15 protein-coding genes are annotated in these 17,964 nt (G+C 64.3%); 6 read left to right on the plus strand and 9 right to left on the minus strand.

All coding sequences use genetic code 11. From position 1 onward, the window contains the following. Positions 1-199: 199 nt before the first annotated feature. Entirely contained in the window at positions 200-859 is a 660-nt protein-coding gene (locus tag AC1RMD_RS26690; RefSeq protein WP_492931105.1) for an FxDxF family PEP-CTERM protein, read from the minus strand. Between the two features lie 248 nt (positions 860-1,107). Here AC1RMD_RS26690 and AC1RMD_RS26695 point away from each other — a divergent pair, with 248 nt between their 5' ends. Beyond that, positions 1,108-3,240, plus strand: coding sequence for a TonB-dependent receptor plug domain-containing protein (locus AC1RMD_RS26695; RefSeq protein ID WP_492931107.1), 2,133 nt, complete (start codon positions 1,108-1,110; stop codon positions 3,238-3,240). Here AC1RMD_RS26695 and AC1RMD_RS26700 read toward each other — a convergent pair. Then, the gene (locus AC1RMD_RS26700; protein ID WP_492931109.1) at positions 3,223-4,632 is read right to left on the minus strand and encodes an aminotransferase-like domain-containing protein; all 1,410 of its coding nucleotides are present in this window, start codon (positions 4,630-4,632) and stop codon (positions 3,223-3,225) included. The genes AC1RMD_RS26695 and AC1RMD_RS26700 overlap by 18 nt on opposite strands. Before the next feature lie 113 nt (positions 4,633-4,745). On the opposite strand from AC1RMD_RS26700, the gene AC1RMD_RS26705 reads away from it, so the two are divergent. Both AC1RMD_RS26705 and AC1RMD_RS26710 read left to right on the plus strand, forming a co-directional pair. Continuing rightward, positions 4,746-5,663: a DMT family transporter gene (locus tag AC1RMD_RS26705; RefSeq protein ID WP_492931111.1), complete on the plus strand. Its 918-nt coding sequence runs from the start codon at positions 4,746-4,748 to the stop codon at positions 5,661-5,663. A 174-nt stretch (positions 5,664-5,837) separates the two neighbouring features. Beyond that, the gene (locus AC1RMD_RS26710; protein ID WP_492931113.1) at positions 5,838-6,380 is read left to right on the plus strand and encodes a PEPxxWA-CTERM sorting domain-containing protein; all 543 of its coding nucleotides are present in this window, start codon (positions 5,838-5,840) and stop codon (positions 6,378-6,380) included. Positions 6,381-6,460: 80 nt separating this feature from the next. Here AC1RMD_RS26710 and AC1RMD_RS26715 read toward each other — a convergent pair whose 3' ends face one another. Then, a complete protein-coding gene (locus tag AC1RMD_RS26715) occupies positions 6,461-7,024 on the minus strand; it encodes a YceI family protein (protein ID WP_492931115.1) in 564 nt (187 codons plus the stop codon). Between the two features lie 168 nt (positions 7,025-7,192). On the opposite strand from AC1RMD_RS26715, the gene AC1RMD_RS26720 reads away from it, so the two are divergent. After that, on the plus strand, positions 7,193-8,080 hold the full coding sequence (locus AC1RMD_RS26720) for a winged helix-turn-helix domain-containing protein (RefSeq protein ID WP_492931117.1): 888 nt from the start codon (positions 7,193-7,195) through the stop codon (positions 8,078-8,080). On the opposite strand, the gene AC1RMD_RS26725 is transcribed toward AC1RMD_RS26720, so the two are convergent. From AC1RMD_RS26725 to AC1RMD_RS26735, 3 genes are all read right to left on the minus strand, one after another. Continuing rightward, on the minus strand, positions 8,077-9,201 hold the full coding sequence (locus AC1RMD_RS26725; RefSeq protein WP_492931119.1) for an acyltransferase family protein: 1,125 nt from the start codon (positions 9,199-9,201) through the stop codon (positions 8,077-8,079). The genes AC1RMD_RS26720 and AC1RMD_RS26725 overlap by 4 nt on opposite strands. 105 nt (positions 9,202-9,306) lie before the next feature. Beyond that, complete coding sequence (locus tag AC1RMD_RS26730) at positions 9,307-10,413, minus strand: DUF418 domain-containing protein (protein ID WP_492931121.1); 1,107 nt, start codon at positions 10,411-10,413, stop codon at positions 9,307-9,309. Between the two features lie 2 nt (positions 10,414-10,415). After that, on the minus strand, positions 10,416-12,398 hold the full coding sequence (locus AC1RMD_RS26735) for a helicase-related protein (protein ID WP_492931123.1): 1,983 nt from the start codon (positions 12,396-12,398) through the stop codon (positions 10,416-10,418). A 135-nt stretch (positions 12,399-12,533) separates the two neighbouring features. On the opposite strand from AC1RMD_RS26735, the gene AC1RMD_RS26740 reads away from it, so the two are divergent. Beyond that, positions 12,534-12,842 (plus strand): TM2 domain-containing protein, encoded by a 309-nt coding sequence (locus tag AC1RMD_RS26740; RefSeq protein WP_492931125.1) that lies wholly within the window; start codon positions 12,534-12,536, stop codon positions 12,840-12,842. Positions 12,843-12,918: 76 nt separating this feature from the next. Further along, on the plus strand, positions 12,919-13,515 hold the full coding sequence (locus AC1RMD_RS26745) for an IMPACT family protein (protein WP_492931127.1): 597 nt from the start codon (positions 12,919-12,921) through the stop codon (positions 13,513-13,515). Positions 13,516-13,547: 32 nt separating this feature from the next. On the opposite strand, the gene AC1RMD_RS26750 is transcribed toward AC1RMD_RS26745, so the two are convergent. The 3 genes from AC1RMD_RS26750 to AC1RMD_RS26760 all read right to left on the minus strand — a co-directional run bounded on the left by AC1RMD_RS26750 (position 13,548) and on the right by AC1RMD_RS26760 (position 17,951). Further along, complete coding sequence (locus tag AC1RMD_RS26750) at positions 13,548-14,753, minus strand: DUF418 domain-containing protein (protein ID WP_492931129.1); 1,206 nt, start codon at positions 14,751-14,753, stop codon at positions 13,548-13,550. An 84-nt stretch (positions 14,754-14,837) separates the two neighbouring features. Beyond that, on the minus strand, positions 14,838-17,153 hold the full coding sequence (locus tag AC1RMD_RS26755) for a hybrid sensor histidine kinase/response regulator (protein WP_492931131.1): 2,316 nt from the start codon (positions 17,151-17,153) through the stop codon (positions 14,838-14,840). A 3-nt stretch (positions 17,154-17,156) separates the two neighbouring features. Next, positions 17,157-17,951, minus strand: coding sequence for a phosphate/phosphite/phosphonate ABC transporter substrate-binding protein (locus AC1RMD_RS26760; protein ID WP_492931133.1), 795 nt, complete (start codon positions 17,949-17,951; stop codon positions 17,157-17,159). Positions 17,952-17,964: the final 13 nt, after the last annotated feature.

The raw sequence follows: 17,964 nt of genomic DNA on the forward strand, positions 1-17,964 counted from the left end.
GCAACTCAGCATGGATGTAGCGGTGTACGTGACTGCCGAGCGGGCTCGCAGATTGGCGCCGAACAGCGCTGGATGACGAACAGGCCGGTGGCAAGGAGGAGAGAGAAATTCAATATAACAGGATTCGGCCGCACCGCCACGTCTTCGTTCGCAAAAAAAAACGCCAGCATGAAGCTGGCGTTCTTTTTGCATCAAGCGCTTATTTTGCTTGGCGGCGGCGACGTGCGACGATGCCCATCAAACCCAGGCCTGCCAGCAGCATGCCGTAGGTCTCTGGCTCCGGCACTGCCGAAGTGAACGAGCGCTGGCCGGTATAGAAACCGATATTCGAGAAGCCAGGGATGCTGTTCGATTGCGCAGCGTTATTGAGCCATTTGATGGCCCAGTTGCCGGTCAGCGTCTGCCCGGCCAGGATAGCCTGGTCGTTGAACAGGAAGCTGCCAACGTTGTTGCCGGCGTGGAAAGACAAGCTCATATCGACCACGGTGTTCTTGGTCAGGTTCGTGTTCGTGACCGACCAGGTGCCGCTGGTGCTGCTACCCCGCGTAAAGGAGAAGCTCAAACCATCACCCAGCGCCTTGTCGGAAAGCACCAACGCGTTGTTCTTGTATTCGACAGTCTCCGCCAGGGTCCAGGCATTGGCTGCGGTACCGGAGCTGCTGACGAAGGCGTTGGCAAATCCGTCGGTCGATTGGATCGGGTTGATCTGGCTTCTCTGGACCAATTCGTAGTCGTCAGCCTTTTCCGCATTCAACTTGACGTCTTGGGCGGTGGAAGTGCCAGGACCGGGAGTCCCTGCCTGCGCCGCAACGGCAACAAAGCAGGTGCTCAACAAGGCGATTTTGAAGATGTTTTTCATTTTATAGTCTGACCAGGCTGGATGAAATTGCTAAATTGGAAGTAAAGTTTCCTAAATACATGCCGAAAGATACCACTACCCTCAGAACAAATGCAAGAAATATATTTATAAGTACTTAATTGCAACTAATCCACCCGCCTCTGCAAGCAGAAACCAGCATAACTTCCTGATGCACTTTGACAACACTTAATTGTTAAAGCGCCAAGCGCCGTGTATTGTGGTGTTTCTACCGCTGCTCGACTTCCAAGATGAAACCGTTCCATATCCTGCGCCCCCGCACGACCGACCGCAGCCCTGCCTGGCTGGTCGCCCTGGCTTTGACGGTCTGGCATCCGGCGTCGCTGGCCGCCGCCCAGCCCGAGGACGAGGACCTGGCCCTGTACGGCATGGACCGTTCCGCCATCAGCCTGGCCACCGGTTCGACCCAGCCGCTGCGCCGCGCGCCGGCCGTCGCCTCGGTGGTCACGGCCGAGGATATCGCCGCCATGGGGGCGACCGACCTGGACCACGTGCTGGAGGCGGTGGCCGGCATCCACGTCACGCGCGTGCCGACCATGTATGCGCCCAACTACTTCATCCGCGGCATCGGCGCGGGCGGCGTCACCAATCCCCAGGTGCTGTTCCTGCTCAACGGCCTGCGCATGAACACCGACTTCAACGGCGACAAGGGCAATATGTGGGCCAGCATGCCGCTGACCAATGTGGCGCGCATCGAAATCATCCGCGGCCCCGGTTCCGCCCTGTATGGCGCCGATGCGTTCGCCGGCGTCGTCAACATCATCACCAAGACGGCGGAACAGATGCCGGGCCTGCGCGTCGGCGCGCGGGTCGGCTCGTTCGACACGCGCGACGCCTGGCTGGAGTACGGCCACAAGCAAGGCCAGCTGTCCATCGCGGCCTATCTGCAAGTGGGCCGCACCGAGGGCGCCGGCACGCTGATCGAAGCCGATGCGCAATCCCTCAACGACCGCCGCTTCGGCACCCGCGTCAGCAAGGCTCCCGGCCCGATGAACACGGGCTACAACGCCTACGACGGCAGTCTCGACCTGTCCTGGCAGCGCTGGCGCTGGCGCACCAACCTGAAGTGGCGCAGCAACGTTGGCACCGGCCTCGGCGTCAACTCCGCGCTCGATCCCGACCACAAGCCGCGCAGCGGCTATGCGACCAGCGAGCTGTCATGGGCCGCGCCCGACTTCGCCAACGATTGGAGCGTGGGCGGCTCGCTGAGCTATATGTTTTTCACCGAGCAGACGCCCGACGGCTTGGCGCTGTTTCCGGCCGGCGCGCGCATCGGCGCCAACCTGTTCCCGAATGGCATGATCGGCGGGCCCGGCCGTTGGGAGCGCAATCTGCGCAGCTCGGCCTTTGCCACGTACAGCGGCTTGAACCGGCATGCGTTGCGTGTGGGGGCAGGCCACGACGATCTGTACTTGTATCAGGTCGAGACCCTGAAGAACTTCCTGATCAGCCCGGCGGGGATACCGATACCGACCGGTCCCGTGATCGACTACGGCATCCTCCAGCCGCACATCCGGCCCCAGCGCCGCAAGATCAACTATGTCTACGTGCAGGACGAATGGCAGTTCGCCCGCGACTGGGCGCTGACGGCCGGCGTGCGGCACGACGACTATTCCGACTTCGGCGGCACCACCAATCCGCGCCTGGCGCTGGTGTGGGACGCCGACCTCAACGTCACCGTCAAGCTGCTGCACGGCCGCGCCTTCCGCTCGCCCAGCTTCAACGAACAGACCGGCATCAATCCGGTCAACATGGGCAACCCGCAGGTCCGGCCGGAGGCCATCACCACCACCGAGGCGGCGCTGGCGTGGCAGGCGCGCGCCGACCTGTCCATCAACGTCAGCCTGTTCCGCTACACGCTGAAGGACTTGATCCGCTCCGTGCCGAACCCGGCGCCGGCGCCGGGCGCCGCTTACCAGAACAGCGGCGGAACGAAAGGCAACGGCGGCGAAGTCGAGCTGACCTGGGAGCTGAACCAGTACCTGCGCTGGCAAGCGAACTACGCGCGCCAGAACGCCCACGATTCGATCACCGGCAGGGATCCCGGCTATGCGCCGCGCCATCATGCCAATACCCGCCTGGACTGGACCATCGTCCCGGGCTGGCAATTCAGTCCGCAGCTGAACTGGGTCGCCGGCCGTCGTCGCGCGGCCGGCGACGCGCGCGCGCCCATCGCCAACTACCGCACCGTGGACGCCGCCCTCACCCACCCGCTGCCGCACGGCTGGACCGTCTCCGCCACCGTGCGCAACCTGTTCAATGCCGACGCCCGCGAACCCAGCGTGGCGCCGGGGCTGGCGCTGCCGTTCGATATCCCGGTATCGCCGCGCGCGCTGGCCGTGCAGCTAAGCGTCAAGCTTTAACTGTTTTTTCAAGAACGCATAGATGCGCGGATCGTGCGAGTAGGCCACGTTAAACCGCAGGCAATGGCCGGCGGTGTTGTTGACGCTGAACACATTGCCCGGCGCGTAAAGAATGCCGGACGCCAGTCCCGCGCTGGCGATCGCCGACGCGTCCATGCCCGGCCATCCCTGCACCCATAGAAACGGCCCGCCCGCCGACTCGGCCCATGGTTCCAGGCCGCAGTCGCGCAGCCGCTTGCGCACCGACACCGCCGCCTTGCGCAAGCGCTGCCGGATCGCTTCGGTGTGCTTGCGGTAGCTGCCGTCGAGCAGCAGCTTGCAGATGAGCCGGGCCGATAGTTCGTTGTTGCCAAACGTGGTGGCCAGCTTCAAGTCCAGGATGGCCTCTATCCATTCCGCCTTGGCAACCAGAAAACCGCAGCGCGTCGCGCCCGACAACGTCTTGGAAAAGCTGCCGATGTAGATCACCCGTTGCAACTGGTCCAGCGCGGCGAGCCGCACCGCAGGGCGTTCCTCCAGGTCGGCAAAGGTGTCGTCCTCGATGATGTCGAAGCCATGCTGGCGGCTGAGCAGCAATATCTGGTGCACCACGGCGGCGGCAAAGGAAATGCCGGTCGGATTCTGTAGCACCGCGTTGGTGATGTAGAGCCGGGGACTATGCCGGGCCAGTTCCAGCTCAAACTGCTGCATGTCCGGCCCGCTCGGCGTCAACGGAATGCCGACCACGTTGACCCGGTGCGCGCGCAGGCTGGCCTGGAAATTGAAATAACAGGGGTCGTCCACGAACACCGTGTCGCCGGCCTGCACCAGCAGGCGGATGGCGAGGTCGAGCGCCTGGCTGCCGCTGTCCGTCAACACGATCCCTTCCAGCGGCGCCTCGATGGCGCGTCCGCCCAGGTGGCGTTGCAACTGCTGGCGTAGTCCACGGTAGCCGGCCGGTTCGCCGTAGGAGGTCAGCGCGTCGCCCGGCTCCCGCCGCAGCGTGCCCAGCACGCGCCGTATGCCCTCGTCGTTCAGGTAGTCGGGCGGCAGCCAGCCGCAACCCGGACGCAAGGCGTCGCCCGGCAGCTGCAAGGCGTTGCGCAGCATCCAGAATTCATCGACCTTGCGTTGCGGTGCGCTGGGTGCGCGGCCTATCTCCAGCACCTGCCTCGGGGTGGAGACGAAAAATCCCGACTTGGCGCGGGACACCGCCAGCCCCTGCGCCACCAGCCGGTCATAGGCTTCCACTACGGTCGATTTGGAGATCCTGCCGGCCAGCGCGAAGCTTCTGATCGACGGCAACCGGGCGCCAGGCGTGAGCTCGCGCGCCGCGATCGCCGCGGCAAAATAGTCGACCACCTGCGCAACCACGCTTGCCCCGGCGACGGCGGATCGGTGGAATGGATGCATCTGTCACGCTCCTTGTACCAGTACAGTATCGAGCATTGTACCCAATCTGTACCTTACGCCACCGACCGGCCCACCCCTAGAATCGGCGGCATCTGAACTCTTGGGGCTAGGCTGTGCGTAAGGAATATTTGAAGGGCATGGCGCTGTGCCTGACCGCTGCGGTGGCGTGGGGAATATCGTTTCCGGTGATGGGGCAAGCCCTGCTGCGCATGGATCCGTTTAACTTCACGGCGTTTCGCTACGGCGCGGCGGCCGCCATCATGCTGGCGATTCTGTTGTACAAGGAAGGCGGCGCGGCGCTCAAGCTGCGCGGCGAACGCTATGTGCTGGCCTGGGCCCTGGGCTCCTGCGGCTTTTGCGGCTACGGCTTCTTCATCTTTCACGGCCAGCAGTTGGCGGGGCAGTCCGGCGCGCTGTCCGCGTCGGCGATGATCGCGACCACGCCGATGCTGACGCTGGTCCTGAACTGGGCGATCCGGGGCAAGCGCCCTTCGGCGGTGGCGTTCGGCTGTATCGGGCTGTCGTTCTACGGTGTGTTGCTGGTGGTATCCGGCGGCGCGCCGGGCAGCTTGCTGCAGCAGGGCGTCGCCAGCGACTCGGCGGCTTTTCTGCTGCTGGGGGCGGCATCGTGGGCGCTCTACACGCTCGGCACATCGTTCTTTCCCGGCTGGAGCGGCTATCGCTATTCGGCGATCACCACCGGCCTGGGGCTGACCACCATCCTCACCGCCGACTTTGCCTTGCAAGCGCTGGGCTATATTCCTCGTCCCGCGCTCGCGGAGTTGCCGGCCTTGCTGCCCTATCTGGCGTACATGGTGCTGGTCGCCGGCGTGCTGGCCGTGCTCTGCTGGAACCTGGGCAACAAGATCATCACGCCGACCAATGGCGTGCTGTTCCTCGACGTGGTGCCGCTGACCGCCTTTGCGGTGGAAGCGCTGGCCGGCACGCCGATCGCAGCCGGCCAGTTGCTGGGAGCGGCATGTACCGGCGCGGCGCTGCTGCTGAACAATCTGTACCAGCGCCGCCGCTAGCGACGCGGCCGCGCAACACTCATTTCATGGCTGAAATAAAATTTATGAAAATGAATAGACTATTTGACATGCAACATATACCATCGGAAACTGAATTGCATGTGTACCAATAAAAATCCATCAAAACGCCGTCATTCAAGCCGGCGCCAGTCCAGAAACCAACCAGGAAGAACCATGAAAATCGTCAAACTTTTGGCCGCTGCAGCATGCGCCGCAACGATGTTGCTGAGCTCGGCGGCCCACGCGAACACCCAGGCATGGGTCCTGTCCGGCGTCACCTTCGATGACGGCGGCACCCTGAGCGGCACCTTCGCCACCGACTCGGTGAGCGGCGGCCTGCTGTCCTTCGACCTGACCTCGACCGCCGGCTCGATACGCGGCGGCTTCCACTACGACGCCGCGTCGAGCAGCCTCTTCGGCAACAACGTCAGCGGCCCTAACAGCTTCCTCATCATCAACAACTCGCCGTGGGCGCAACCCTACCTGAATCTGCGCTTCGATGCGCCACTGACCTCGGCAACCAGCAGCACGACGGTGCAGCTTGGCGATTTCAACACCGGTGCCGGCTCCTGGGAGTGCGACAATTGCGACAACATGCGTCTCGTGACCGCCGGTATGGTCACGGCTGTTCCAGAACCGGAAACCTACGCCATGCTGCTGGGCGGCATCGGCTTGATAGGCGTGGCAGCCCGCCGCCGCGAGCGTCAGGCAGTCTGAACGCCGCACCGTTCCGGCAAAAAAACCGTCGGCACTGAGCGCGATCTGAGCGCGTTCAGGCTGGCGGTTTTTTTTTGTCGTTATCCCTCCGAATTCGCGCCCAGGGTGATGTGGACAGTCAGCTCCCGCGCCGTGTTCGGGAAATATTTGTTGACGCCGAAATCGGCACGATTCAGCTTGACCATGGCCTCGAAACCGGCTTCGGTCTCCTTCCCCTTCGGGTCGCGCTTGATCTTGTTGATTTTGCCGTCGAGAACCACGGCCTTGGTCACGCCATGCACCGACAGGTTGCCGCTGATTTTGAGGCTGTCCATCGGCCCCTTGACGATCTTGGTGCTCTGGAACGTGATGTCGGGGAAGGCGGCGGCATCGAGAAATTCCGCGCCCACCAGTTGCCGGTCGAGGGCGGCGACGGCGGTGTGGATGCCGTCCACCGCCAGCTTCACCGTGACCGATGACTTGCTCAAGTCCTCATCCAGCACCAGCTTGCCTTCGATTTTCTCGAAACGGGCCACCGGGTTGGTAAACCCATGATGATCCCAGCTGAAAACGACCGCGCTGTGGTTGGGATCGATCGTCAGCGTCTCGGCGCTGAAAGCCGGCAGGGTGAACAGCGAGAACAGCGGCAGCAACAGGTATTTCATTGGATACTCCTTCATGTGTGGGGAGCCATCACAATGCAAGCGGCCCGGCCGAAAGTCCTGAATTTGGCCTGAAATCGGCCTGAAATCGTTCTGAAATTCGCTGAAAAGCCCCGCAGGCGCCCGCGCTATAATCCAACCCTGTCAAAAATACAAAAATATCGGAGCACAATGGAAACTTCAGCGGCTGCCAAGCTACGCGTCGGCGCCTGGTGCGTCGATCCCGCCGTGGGCGAGATCGGCCGGGATGGCGAAACCGTGCGGCTCGATCAACGCACCATGCGCCTGTTGCTTTGCCTGGCCGGACGTGCCGGCGAGATCGTCAGCGCCGATGAGCTGCTGAGCCAGGTCTGGCCGGGCGTCATCGTCACGCCGGATTCGGTGTACCAGGCGATTGCATCGCTGCGCCGCGTGCTGGGCGACGATCCCAAGCAACCTGCCTACATCGTCACCGTGCCGCGCCAGGGTTACCGGCTGGTGGCGACCGTGAGCCCGTGGCGCGAACCGGCAGCCAGCCCGGCTCCGCCCCGCCCTGCGCCGCCGACCGCCGCCGCGCGCGGCCGCCTGGTTTTCCTGCTGACGGCGTGCGTTCCCATCGTGGTCGGCATCGTTTTCTGGCTGCACAATACGCTGGCGAACGAGCCGCACCCGGCGGCGCAAGCGGCGGTGGCGCAGAAATCCATCGCCGTGCTGCCGTTTGCGGATTTGACCGAAGGCATGCGCAACGAGACCTTTGCCGATGGCATGACCGAGGAACTGATCGGCAGGTTCAGCAAGATACCGGGCATGAAAGTACCGGCGCCCAGCGCCACGTTTTATTACAAGGGTAAGCAGATGGCGGTGGCCGACGTCGCCAGCAGGCTGGGCGTCGCCTACATCCTGGACGGCAGCGTGCGCAAATCCGGCAACACCTTGCGGGTCGCGGCGCGCCTGATGAAGGCCGACAACGGCTTCATCATCTGGTCGGAAACCTATGACAAGCCGGTCGACGACCTGTTGATGGTGCAGGACGACATCGCCGATGCCGTCACCAAAGCATTGAAAACGACGCTGAACTAGGCGGCCAAGGGACGCAGGCCGATCTTCCCGGAAGCGAACTGGACAGCACGTCCCAGCGGCGCCTCCACCCAGCGGAAGAACGCGGCGCCGGCGGCCAGGCTGGCGGCCCAGGCCAGCAGCATGCCCAGCCCCTGCCAGGCCGGTCCGGCCGGGGCAAACCGGCTGAACGCCGCGTTGACCAGCAGGCAGACCGGGAAGTGGATCAGGAACACCGAATACGATATCCGCCCCAGGCGGTTGACGACGGCCCAGGCGCGGCCGGTCGCCACCGTTTCAACGCGACCGAACAAATACAGCAGGCAAGCGACCACCAGCGCCAGCGCGATGCGGCTGCGGAAGTCCAGGAACAAGGCCGCCGCCGCCGGCAACGCCGCCATCGCCAGCAGCAGGGCGACGGCGCCCGGCGTGCGGCAGCGGTCGCTGGCCCACCACGCCAGCATGCCCAGGCCATAGCTGCCGAAGAAATACGGCGCCCAGTTGTCCCAGTCGGCATCGAGGTTGAAATACAGCAGCGACAGCGTGACGCCCAAGGCCGTCAAGGCCGGCATCAGCCACGGCATCCGGCGCCGACCGGAGGCGCGGCCGGCCAGCCACAGCACCAGGGCGGTGACTGCATATAATTGGAAATCGATGGCGACATACCAGGCGCCGGCCGACAAGGACGGGTAGCCCAGCACGCCGTGCAGCAGCAGCGCGTGGGCGCTCAGCTGGCTCAGGGTGGCTGGCGCGGAGATCGAACTATGCGTCATCCAGTTGCCGGCCCAGTAGGACGCGACGGCGGCCACCAAGGTGGCGGCCATGAACGGCGGCGCCAGCTTGGTGTAACGCCGCCAGATCGCACCCAGCGGATCGGACAGGCCGGACTGGCCGGCAGGCGACAGCGATTTAGCCAGCAGGAAGCCGCTGATGACGAGGAATACTTGCACGGCGATGCGCGCACTGCCGCTCAGACCATCTATCAATGCCGGCAACAGCGGCCGCACGTGATCGGCCATCGGCCCATAAAATGCCAAATGATGCAAAACAATCAACTGCGCCGCACCAGCTTTCAACAGATTAATCAAACCAAACTGCGGCTGGACCGCTACTTCCGCGCCAGCCCCTGCCCTTGCTACATTCATCCCTATCCCTAAACTTCCAGCGTATGCCGACCGGCCGCCATGATAGCCGAGCTTGGCTGATTGATGGCGCCAGCTTGGTGAGAATCCGCGTATTTCTTTGAGGTATTACTTCTTTCGCATGGCTTGCACGGTCCCATACATCAGCGTCCGCCACAGCCACTCCAGCGGGCCAAAGCGGTAATGCCGCAGCCACCAGGCGCTCAGCGCCATCTGCGCCACATACACGGCTATGCCGAGCAGGAACACCGGCGCGGCGCCGAGCTTGCCGAACTGCCCCAGTCCGTAGCCGAAGAAGATGCCGCCAAAAATCAGCGATTGGGCGATGTAATTGGTGAAGGCCATCCGGCCCAGCGGCGCGAAGCTGCGCAGCAGCCCGCGTTGCGTCAACAAAATCACCGTCGCGGCATAGCCGGCGGCCAGCAGCGTCTGGCCGACGCCGGTCGCCACATCCAGGCTGCATAACGCCGCCCCCGCTGCCAGGCCGATCACCGCGATGCCGGTCCACAGGCGCAGGTGCTCGCCCGGCCGTTGCATCACGCCGGTCCGCCACGCGAGCGCGCCCAGCAGGAACAAGGCCAGCGTCCTCGGGATGACATAGAGGTGCAAGGGCAGCAGATACGGCAGTTCATTCAAGCTGAAGCGGCATATCTCGGCATAGTTACCCGACGCATAGACCTGGTTGGCCAGCGCGACATGCTGCTGAAACCACGCCGGATCCGGCCACGGTATGCCGACCGGCACCACGCCGATGAACAGGTAGAGCGCGAACATGCCGGCCGCCGCCAGCGCCAGCGCCCAGACCGGCGCGGCCAGCAAGGGCAGCACCAGCAGGCCGCCGAGCGCATATTCGGTCAGGATATCGCCGTTCCAGACCAGCAGCAGGTGCACCAGGCCGAACATCAGCAGCACGCCCAGCCGCCGCGCCAGCCAATAAAATGGCCGCCCGGTCCGGGACAGCCGCTCGAACTGCACCGCCAGTCCCAGGCCGAACAGGAAGGAAAACACGGCGAAGGCCTTCATCTCGAAGCCGACGCGCACCAATCCTTCAAGCAGTTTATCCAGCATGCCCAGGCCCGGATCGGGCGCCACGAACTGCTGGAAAATCGATACCCGGAACTCCAGCACCAAATTCACCATGAGCACGCCGAACAGCGCGACGCCGCGCAGGATATCGATGGCGTCTATGCGTTCGCCCGCGCTGTGCTTGTTCATCGTTAGCGCCGGAACTTCTTCGGCTGGCGCTTGCGCAGGGCGGTATTCTGGTCCTGCAGCATCGCGTCGACGCGCTCGGAAGCCTGGCGCGACAGCAGCTGCGCCCGTTCCGTATCGGGAAAGAACTCCGGCTGCCGGTAGGCCAGCCACGCGTAGGCCGAATACAGGCGGCAGGCATCTTCCACCTCCTGCAAGGACATGTAGTGCAGCGGCGCCGGCTCCGCCTTGATCGGCGTGATCTTCTTGGCGGCCAGCGCCGTCGCCCAATGCTCCCACGCGCGCTGCAAGGACGGCACCTTGGACGAGATCGGCACCAGCGACAGCGCGAACTTCTCCGCCACCGTCAGCTCCAGCGTATCGAGCCAGGCCGCGCGCTCGAACTGGTCCTCGGTGATGCGCGGGTAGAAGAAGCCGTCCGGCACATCGATGTTGTGCACGAAGCGCTTGAGCAGCTTGGCCAGGCCATGCTCGTTGGTCACCGACGAAATCCGGTGCAGGTGCTCCAGCGTCGGCGCCACGGCGAAGCCGGTGGTCTTCAGCGGCACCGGCTTTTCCTTCAGCAGCGAGCGGATCACGTTGTGGGTCTCGTTGTCGTAGCCGGCCACCAGGCCTTCCTCGTGCACGCCGAAGCGCCCGGCCCGGCCGGCGATCTGGCGCGCCAGCGCGGCCGGGATCTCTTCCTCTTCATAGCCGTTGTACTTGACCGAGGTGGTCATGACGATGCGCGCGATCGGCATGTTCAAGCCCATCGCGATGGCGTCCGTGCCCACCACCACGTCGGCGGCGCCGTCGCGGAAGCGCTGCGCCTGGGCGCGCCGCACCTCGGGCGACAGATTGCCGTAGACGGTGGCCACCGCCAGGCCCAGCTCGGTCACCATGTCGCGCCACATCAGCACCTCGCGGCGCGAGAAGCAGATCACGGCGTCGCCGCGCCGCAGGTTGCTCAGCTTGCGCACGGCGCTCGGCTCCACCGACAGCGGGCCTTTGCGCTTGAGCACGTGGACTTCCAGCTCGCACTCCAGCCGCTCCGCCAGCACCTCGATGGCGCGCCGCGCTTCCGGCGCGCCCACCAGGTAGACCACTTGGGCCGGCGCGCCGCAGATGGCGGCGGTCCAGGCCGAGCCGCGGTCGCGGTCGGCCAGCATCTGGATTTCATCGATCACGGCCACGTCGACCGGCGTACGGGTGTCGAGCATCTCGACCGTGCTGGCCACGTGGGTGGCGCCGGCCACCAGGCGGCGCTCCTCGCCCGTCACCAGGCTGACCGCCAGCGGCTTGCCGTGCGCTTCCATCGCCTGCAGGCGCTCGTAGTTCTCCAGCGCCAGCAGACGCAGCGGCGCCAAATAGACGCCGCTGGGCGCCTTGGCCAGCGCTTCGATCGCCTGGTGGGTCTTGCCGGAATTGGTCGGGCCCAGCAGCGCGATGAAACGGCGCTTCATGCGCCGCGCCACGTCGAACGAGGCCGGATATTCGGCCAGGTTGATGCTCTGGCGCGTGCGTTCGGCGTGCTGCTCTTCCATGTCGCGCTCGACCGCGTGCTCCAGGCGCTGCCGGATGCGGTCGAACACGACGCCGGCCGGCTCGGAGATCTGCATCTCCGCCAGCGCGCCGAGGAAGGGTTGGGGGTCCAGCCCGCAGTCGTCGCAGGCGTCCGCCATTTCCTGCACGAAGGCGCTGACGTAGCCGCGCAACTCGGCGCCGACGGCGTCGCTGGCGCGTTCCAGCAGCAGCTGGGAGCGGGTATCGGCGTCCATCTTGCGCCATTTGGACGCTTTGGCCAGCACACCCTGCGCCGGCACCAGGTCGTAGGCTACCCGCAATCCTGCATAATCGACCACCCCGCTCAGGCGCAGGAACACGCGCCCTTCCTGGCGCGCCAGCAGCACCCCTTTGGCGCTCAGGCCAAGCTTGCGCATCAGGTCGTCGTCTTCCCCGTGGTCGCTGTCGGTGGCGTTGTGGTGCGGCGCTGGGGAGGAATTGCTCATGTGGGATACTCGGGTAGGTGGGCTGGAATTTTAGCAGATCGTTACAGTTGGTGAGAAAGCCAAGCCGGCTGCCCACCTATAATATTCCGCCTAGGCAAGCAGCCTACAACAATTAGATCAAACAAAAGGGAAAACATGGGCATGGTATTCTGCCGCGGTTGTGGCAAAGAAATTCACGAAACAGCACCGACGTGCCCACATTGCGGCGCGCCGCAACATGCCGCCTCCGGCCCGCGCTCGGACAAGGATTACGTCGTCACCGTGCTGCTGTGCTTTTTCCTGGGCGTACTGGGCGTGCATCGCTTCTATGTCGGCAAGATCGGCACCGGCATCTTAATGCTGCTCACCTTCGGCGGCTTTGGCATCTGGGCGCTGATCGATTTCATTATCGTCATCCTCGGCAATTTCACCGATAGCGACGGCCTGAAAATCAGCAATCGCTAAGCACGCTTTTGTCTTTCCCCCGGTTTTCTGGCACCATAGGCCGGTTTATACCACCGCCGTGCCAGAAATCCCCGCCATGCCCTTCTCCCTCGCCGCCGCCGTTCACCACGAATTGCTGATTAAAAAAAGCCGCTTTATTGCCTGCGTCCAGCCGATGACGGATCGGAGCGCCGCGCAAAAAGTGGTGGCCGAATTATGGGCGCAACATCCGGGCGCCGCCCACGTTTGCTGGGCATTATTAGCCGGCGGCCAATCGGCGGCAGTCGATGACGGCGAACCCAGCGGCACCGCCGGCCGCCCCATGCTCGACGTTTTACGCCACCAGGATCTCGAAGGGGTATTAGCCACCGTGGTCCGCTATTTCGGCGGTGTTAAATTAGGCGCTGGCGGACTGGTGCGTGCATACACCGACAGCGTCGCCCAGGCATTATTAAAGTCCGAGAAAATCGCGATTATCAAGCTGCACTACCTGACCTGCACCGCGCCCTATGCGATGGAAGGCATGGTCAGGCGCGAAATTGAATTGGCCGGCGCCACCCTCGATAATGTCGTCCATTCCGACCACGTGCAGTTCGAATTCAGCCTTGCCGACAGCGCAGCCGCGCAACTGATCCACCGCTTGAATGAGGCCGGGCATGGCCGCATTCAATGGATCGCTCCCGACGACGAATAAGAGCTTGAATGGCCGCCGTCGCCGGCCGCCCTTCACAAGCTGCTTTTTGGTATATTCGCGCCAATATTTGGCACGGCCCCACTATGAGAACCGATCCATGTGGCTTTGTGCCACAGCGTTTCAAGCGGCCCCTGCTTGTGACGGCCCAGCCACCACACGCTGAACTGTCTTTGCAGCAGCGCCAGCGTCACTCCTATCGCCAGCGCGAAACTGGCGCCGGTGTAGCGATACATCCCCAGGCCGTAACCATAATAAATCGAGGTGCCGACGATGGATTGCACCACATAACTGGTCAAACTCATGCGGCCCAGCGGCGAGAATATCCCCAGCCATTTACCGGAATAAGACAGCAGCGTAAAGCCGGATACCAGCACCACCATGAACGCCACGTTCGACCATGAAGTAAGCATCACCAATAACGGCCGGCGCACCGCCGCGCCGATATGCCAGGCATCGGGTGAGGTCTTCAACAGATACAATGGAATAAACGCCAGCACCGCAATCAGCAAGGTTTTGCGCCAGAATATCCGGTTTGCTCCGGATTGAATAAACAGCGCTAAGCGGCCGGCCAGCATGCCCAGCATGAATAATGCGGGGATCTGCAATACGCGGCCGTTTTCCCAACTCCAGCGGATCACGCCGATTTTCCCGTTGGTTAAATTTCCGCTCCACACGTCGAATGCAGAACCATGCGCCATATATTTTTCGGCGCGGCCGAAATAGGCCCAGGAAGCGGGATCGGCGAGTTTCTCGTCGGGATGCGGCAAGGCCTGGAAGAATTCCAGCCAGGCCTGCGGCAGCAGCAATAAGAACACCGCGATGCCGAATACCACGCCATTGCGCAAGCGCGCCACCGGGATCAGGGCCAGTCCCAGCACGGCGTAAATGCTGAGTATATCGCCGTGATAAAACATGGAATTGAACAGGCCGAAACCCAGCAGCAACAGCATGCGCCAGGCAAACCGGCCGCGGAAGTCCTGGCCGCGCAAGGAGCGGTTGTGATCCTGGATGTAGAACGTCATTCCGAACAATAGCGCGAAGATCGCGTAAGACTTTCCGCCAAACAGGAAAAACAGGCTATCCCAGATGGTTTTGTCCACCGCCACCAGCCAGGGCGGCAATCCGGCCGGAACAAAGTAGAAATCGAAGTGTTCGATATTGTGCAAAAGCATGATCGAGACGATGGCAAAGCCACGCAAGGCATCGATCACATCCAGACGGGAAGAGTTGGCGTTCATAAAAATCCATCAACCTTGGCAAAGTGAACAGAATGCCAAGTGTAGAGTGGAATCGCTCCCACAGGAGCATCGGCCGCAAAATATTCAGGCGCGCTGGACCGCCGGGGCGCAGTATCTGGCCACCGTGACCACCATGTTTTCGAACTCGATCGGCTTGGCGATGAAGTCGTCGACGCCGGCGGCGCGACATTCGTCGCGCTCGGCCTCCAGCACGTTGGCGGTCAGCGCCAGGATCGGCAGGCCGCTGTAGCCCTGCGCGCGCAACAGGCGGGTGGCTTCGTTGCCGTCCATGACGGGCATTTGCATATCCATCAACACCGCGTCGTAGGCCGGGCCGCCCAGCACCTGGTCCACCCCTTCGCGGCCGTTGTTGGCCACGTCCACCTCGGCGCCTTCCAGTTGCAGCAGCGCGCTGGCGACCTGCTGGTTGAGCGGATTGTCCTCCACCAGCAACAACCGCAGCCCGGCCAGCCGCCGCGTCGGCGTCGCCGCGTCGGGCACCGCTGCCGCGGTCTCCGCCGGCGGCGCGTCGCCGCTGCCGTCCGCCGGCCCGATGCGGCGCAGCGCTTCGTACAACATGGCCGGCGTCAGCGGTTTCATCAGAACCTGGTTCAGCACGCCTGTGTCCTGGCGCATGCGCTGATGCAGCTCATGCGTGGCCTCGGCGTTGGCCAGCGCGACCAAGGGCGCCGCCGCCTGCCGGCGCAGGCGCGCCGCATCGTCCCAGCTGTCCACGCCGTCGAGCAACACCAGCCCATACGCGGGCTGCCCGCCCATCAAGGCTTGCGCCGCCGCCATGTCGCCGACCCCGTCCGCCTGGCCGCCAAAGCCGGCGATCATCGCTTGCAACAGCTGCCGCGACTGCGCGCTGGCGCTGACCACCAGCGCCTTCAGCGGCAGCGGCGCGCGCGCCGCGCCCGGCGTCAGCCGTCCATACGCCACCGAGAACGAGAAAGTGCTGCCGACGCCGGGTGCGCTGTCGACCCGCAGTTCGCCCCCCATCAGGCGCACCAGCCGCTGGCTGATGGCCAGGCCCAGGCCGGTGCCGCCGAAACGCCGCGTGGTCGAACTCTCCGCCTGGGTGAAGGAATCGAAGATGCTGCCCTGCTGCTCCGGCGCGATGCCGATGCCGGTGTCGCGCACCGAAAAATGCAGCCGCACCTGCTCGGCGTCGCCGTATTGCAGCCGCACGCCCACCACCACCGAGCCGCGCTCGGTAAACTTGACGGCGTTGCCGGCCAGGTTCACCAGCACCTGGTTGAGCCGCAACTGGTCGCCCAGCACATCGGACGGCAGCGCCGGATCGAGGTCGAACAGCACTTCGACCGGTTTGTCCTGCACGCTGGTGCCCAGGATCAGCGCCAGGTTGCGCAACATCAGCTCCAGGTTGAACGGCACCCGCTCCAGCACCAGCTTGCCGGTTTCAACCTTGGAAAAATCCAGGATGTCGTTGAGGATGCCCAGCAGCGAATGCGCCGCCGCATAGGTCTTGTCGACATAATCGCGTTGCTGCACGCTCAGCTCCGTCAGCCGCAGCAGGTGTTGCATGCCGAGGATGCCGTTCATCGGCGTGCGGATCTCATGGCTCATGGTGGCCAGGAACTGGCTCTTGACGCGCGTGGCGGTCTCGGCCCGGTTGCGCTCGACCAGCACCGCGTCGCGCTCGCGCAACAGCTCCTCGGTGCGTTCGCGCACGCGCGCCTCCAGCGTCTCGCGCCCCTGCAGTATCACTTGCGACATGTGGTTGAAGGCGCGCGTGGCCTGGGCGATCTCATCGTCGCCCACCACCTCCAGCTGGCCGCCCAGCTGGCCGGCCGCGATCATTTGCGCGCCGCGCGTGAACTGCGCGATCTGCCGGATCAGATAGCGTCCCAGCAGCAGCGAGAACAGCGCCACCAGCGTCATTTCCAGCGCGGCCAGGCCCAGGCTCCAGCGCCGCGCCTCCGCCAGCGTCCGCTCCAGGCTGGCGACGTCCAGGCCCACCCGCACGCTGCCGTAGTTGACGCCGGCCACCGCCACCGGGCTGCCGATGGCGAACATGCCGTCGCTGGCCTCGGCCAGCGAGGCGTGCGGCACGAAGGGCTTGGCCAGCGCCTCAGGCAGGCCCGCCTCCACCAGCACGCGCTGGTCGGCGTCGAGCACCTGGGCGTACAGCGTGCCCTCGGTGCTGCTGAGCTGGCGCGCGAACGACTGCAGGCCTTCCAGGTCATGGCTGATCACCGCGTCGCGCGACATGGCGGCAAAGGTCTCGGCCGTCACGCGCGCGTGGCGCAACACCTGCTGCTCGTTGGACTCGCGCAGGAAATGCAGCACGCTGAACACCAGGATGCCGAGCAGCAGCGCTTCGATCAGCGCAATGCCGAGGATGGTCTTGGCGCGGAAGCTCAGGGCCAGGCGCATACCTTATTCCTGGATCCGGGCTTCCGCCGGCGAGATCGCCAGGCGGCGCACATCGTCCCAATCCTGGTCCTGGGCCGGCTCGAAACCGACGAAGCCGATCTCGGCCAACAGCCTCAGCTGCTGCGGATCCATGTTCATCCGCATCATCGCCGCCAGCACGCGCTGGCGCACCGCCGGGTCCAGCTTGGGGCGGGTGGCGATGGCGTGTGTGGTGTAGGGCTGGCTGGCCCATAGCACCCGCAGCTCCCGCGAGACGTGGGGATCGAGCAGGTCCAGCGTGCGCGGCACGCCGCCGCCGGCCGGATACAAGCCCTTGGTCACGCCCAGGTAGACCGAATTGTGCGACTTGACGAAGGCGGCCTTGTGCGCCACGCCCAGGCGCCGCAACTCGGCCTGCACCAGCAGCGTCGCGCCGAACGCGGCCGGCGTCGGGAAGGCCAGCGTGGCGCCCGCCAGCTCCTTGAGGTCGCGCAGCGGGCTGTCCTTGCGCACCACCACCAAGGCCCGCAGACGCTCGCCCTTGGCGCGCGCCAGCGCCTGATAGCCGGGCCTGGCGTTGTAGACCACGAAATGATACGGGTTCATATAGGCGAAATCGTACTCGCCGGCCGCCAGGCGGCGCTCGAAGGTGGGCACGTCGGGCGCCGTCGCAAAGCTGATCTTGACGCCGGCCCTTTCGGACAGGGCCGTCAGCACCGGCGTCCAGTTGGCGGCCAGCTGCGAGGCCGACTCCTGCGGCACCACGCCGAAGGTAAAGCTGGTTTGCTGTGCCGCGACCGTCCCGGCCAAGGTCAGCATCAACAATCCGGCA

The sequence above is a fragment of the Duganella sp. GW822-FHT06D06 genome (assembly GCF_058799615.1).